Origin of the sequence: Mesorhizobium sp. M7A.T.Ca.US.000.02.2.1, assembly GCF_003996995.1 — a bacterium.
GTDB lineage: Bacteria > Pseudomonadota > Alphaproteobacteria > Rhizobiales > Rhizobiaceae > Mesorhizobium.
In genome coordinates, this window is sequence record NZ_RZTT01000847.1 from 1 (window position 1) to 758 (window position 758).

The following is a 758-nucleotide window of genomic DNA, read 5'->3' on the forward strand; positions in this document are numbered from 1 at the left end:
GTATTCGCCCTCCACGATCGAACCGCGTTCGAGCAGCAGCACCTTGCCGTTGTCGCTGTAGACGTTGCGCGACAGCTGGCACTTGGTCTTCCCAGGCAAGGTGCTTTCCAGCGCCGTCACCAGGGTGCAATCCAGCATCGTGCCGGCGGTCAGCAGGAAATTGCGGTTGGTCAGCATACTGGCACGCGCAGAGTCGAACTTGCCGCCCTGCAGGTTCACCGCCAGGGAATCACGGTCGGGGCCGTCCTCGCCGTCCAGCGATCCGCCCGCCCCAGCCTCCAGCGAAGCGGCGTTGCCGTTCCCATTGCCACCGCCTGCAGCTTCGCCGCCGGCATTGCCAAAGGCGAAAATCGGAGCGCGCTTCCGGCGTTCCAGCAACAGTTCGGCCTCGGTCGGCTGTCGCGGCTGCTGCTGCTGGTAACCCATGTTCGGATTGCCCGCCGGTGCTGCAGGTGCAGCGGGTGCTGCCGGCGGTGCGGCCGGCGGCGGCGGGGGCGGTTCGCTCACCGGCATCTGCAGGTCAGGAAGGCTACGGCGCGCCTGGCTGGACTCTTCCTTTCGTGCCTCGGGCTCCGCCTTCGGCCGGATCTGCATCCAGCCCATCACGGCCAGCAACCCCACGAGGGCGGCGATGCCAGCAATCTTGCTCGCCTTGCTGTTCTTCTTGCGCTTGTTGACGGAGGGCACGCCGCGTTCGTCGCCCAGCTGGCTCGGCACTTCCCGATTGGTTTCGTTCTCGCTCATGACTTGTCCTGTAA

1 protein-coding gene is annotated in these 758 nt (G+C 66.1%); it reads right to left on the bottom strand.

Features of this window, described 5'->3' with window-relative positions:
• A partial coding sequence (locus EOD15_RS35055) for a TrbI/VirB10 family protein (RefSeq protein ID WP_281035609.1) occupies nucleotides 1-744 on the bottom strand: 744 nt, incomplete at its 3' end.
• Between the last annotated feature and the right edge of the window lie 14 nt (nucleotides 745-758).